Origin of the sequence: Bacillus haikouensis (genome assembly GCF_013179555.1) — a bacterium.
Classification (GTDB): domain Bacteria; phylum Bacillota; class Bacilli; order Bacillales; family Bacillaceae_B; genus Rossellomorea; species Rossellomorea haikouensis_A.
Map to the genome: position 1 here is coordinate 1 of NZ_JABMCR010000455.1, position 2247 is coordinate 2247.

Annotated in this window: 5 protein-coding genes and 1 pseudogene; all 6 read left to right on the forward strand. The window is 42.1% G+C overall.

The genetic code is table 11. The features are described 5' to 3' along the window. A partial coding sequence (rplF, locus tag HP456_RS23040; protein WP_172255408.1) for a 50S ribosomal protein L6 occupies positions 1-461 on the forward strand: 461 nt, incomplete at its 5' end. Positions 462-495: 34 nt separating this feature from the next. Beyond that, entirely contained in the window at positions 496-858 is a 363-nt protein-coding gene (rplR, locus tag HP456_RS23045) for a 50S ribosomal protein L18 (protein ID WP_172255409.1), read from the forward strand. Between the two features lie 21 nt (positions 859-879). Beyond that, positions 880-1380 carry a 30S ribosomal protein S5 gene (rpsE, locus tag HP456_RS23050; RefSeq protein ID WP_172255410.1) on the forward strand — a complete coding sequence of 167 codons (501 nt, stop codon included), beginning with the start codon at positions 880-882 and terminating at the stop codon, positions 1378-1380. A gap of 13 nt (positions 1381-1393) precedes the next feature. Then, positions 1394-1576 carry a 50S ribosomal protein L30 gene (gene rpmD / locus HP456_RS23055; RefSeq protein ID WP_032085287.1) on the forward strand — a complete coding sequence of 61 codons (183 nt, stop codon included), beginning with the start codon at positions 1394-1396 and terminating at the stop codon, positions 1574-1576. 32 nt (positions 1577-1608) lie between these two features. Beyond that, positions 1609-2049, forward strand: coding sequence for a 50S ribosomal protein L15 (gene rplO / locus HP456_RS23060; RefSeq protein ID WP_032085288.1), 441 nt, complete (start codon positions 1609-1611; stop codon positions 2047-2049). Continuing rightward, a pseudogene (locus tag HP456_RS23065) lies at positions 2049-2247 on the forward strand (preprotein translocase subunit SecY); the annotation flags it as partial. The gene rplO and the pseudogene HP456_RS23065, both read left to right, overlap by 1 nt.

Genomic DNA, 2247 nt, shown 5'->3' on the forward strand with positions numbered 1-2247 from the left:
TAAAAGGATCTAAAGGTGAACTTTCTCGTACATTCAGTTCTGATATTAAAATAGAATTAGAAGGTAACACAGTAACAGTTACTCGTCCTTCTGATGCAAAAGAACACCGCGCGTTACACGGTACAACTCGTGCTTTGATCGCGAACATGGTTGAAGGTGTATCTAAAGGATTCGAAAGAAATCTTGAGCTTGTCGGTGTAGGTTACCGTGCTCAAAAACAAGGTGCTAAGCTAGTGCTTAACGTTGGGTATTCTCACCCAGTTGAAATCGAAGCTGAACAAGGCATCGAGATCGAAGTACCATCAAACACTAAGATCTCAATCAAGGGTATCGATAAAGAACGTGTTGGTGCATTAGCAGCTAACATTCGTGCAGTACGCTCTCCTGAGCCTTACAAAGGAAAAGGTATTCGCTACGAAGGTGAATATGTTCGTCGTAAAGAAGGTAAAACAGGTAAATAATGCCGCGTAGGCAATAAGAAAGGAGTGACCGTAGGTGATTACTAAGCCAGATAAGAACAAAACACGTAAGAAAAGACATGCTCGTGTACGTTCTAAAATTACTGGAACTGAAACTCGTCCTCGTCTGAACGTTTTCCGTTCTAACAAAAACATCTATGCTCAAATTATCGATGATATGAACGGTGTTACTCTTGCAAGTGCATCTTCTAAAGATAAAGATTTCGGATTAGAATCCACTAACACTGTTGAAGCAGCAGCGAAAGTTGGAGAACTAGTTGCGAAACGTGCAGCAGATAAAGGTTTAAAATCTGTAGTATTTGACCGTGGTGGATACTTATACCATGGCCGTATCAAAGCTTTAGCTGAATCAGCTCGTGAAAACGGCTTAGAATTTTAATAAAAAGGAGGGACAATCCAGATGCGTCGTATTGATCCAAGCAAACTAGAATTTGAAGAACGCGTAGTTACAATCAATCGTGTTGCGAAAGTTGTTAAAGGTGGACGTCGTTTCCGTTTCGCTGCTCTTGTAGTAGTCGGCGACAAAAACGGTCACGTTGGTTTCGGAACTGGTAAAGCTCAAGAGGTTCCTGATGCAATTCGTAAAGCGATTGAAGATGCGAAGAAAAATCTAATTGAAGTTCCTATGGTTGGAGGTACAACTCCACACTTAGTAACTGGACGATTTGGTGCTGGTCAAATTCTTATCAAGCCTGCTTCTGCGGGTACAGGAATTATTGCTGGTGGACCTGTTCGTGCGGTACTAGAATTAGCAGGGGTACAAGATATCCTTTCTAAATCACTAGGATCCAACACTCCAATTAACATGGTTCGTGCAACAATCGAAGGTTTAAAACAATTAAAGCGTGCTGAAGACGTAGCTAAATTACGTGGTAAATCAGTAGAAGAACTATTAGGATAAGGGAGGGATAACGATGGCTAACAAACTAGAAATTACCCTCACTCGCAGTGTTATTGGTCGTCCGCAAGATCAACGTAAGACGGTTGAAGCTTTAGGACTTCGCAAAATGCACCAAACAGTTGAGCAACAAGATAATGCTGCTATCCGCGGTATGATCAACAAAGTTGCTCACCTTGTAACGGTAACAGAAAAATAATCGAGTTGTTTCGATAATAAGGAGGTGCCGACATGAAATTACATGAGTTACAACCTGCAGAAGGTTCTCGTAAAGTCCGCAACCGTGTAGGACGCGGAATTGGTTCTGGTAATGGTAAGACTGCTGGTAAAGGTCATAAAGGACAAAACGCTCGTTCTGGCGGAGGAACTCGCCCAGGATTCGAGGGTGGTCAAACTCCTTTATTCCAACGTTTACCGAAACGCGGTTTCACTAACATCAACCGTAAAGAATACGCAATCGTCAATCTTGACGCATTGAATCGCTTCGAAGATGGTACAGAAGTTACTCCAACTTTACTAGTTGAAACTGGTTTAGTAAGTAACGAAAAAGCAGGAATTAAGATTCTTGGTAAAGGTTCAATCGAGAAAAAGCTTACAGTAAAAGCACACAAATTCTCAACCACTGCTAAAGAAGCTATCGAAGCTGCTGGCGGTACATCCGAGGTGATCTAATGTTTCAAACTATCTCCAATTTTATGCGCGTGGGTGATATAAGAAATAAAATTATCTTCACCCTTTTAATGTTAGTCGTCTTCCGTCTTGGTACCTTCATTCCGGTGCCGAACGTTGACGCGAATGTACTGAAGATGCAAGACCAGGCAGGGATTCTCGGATTCCTGAATACATTTGGCGGTGGTGCGCTGCAGAACT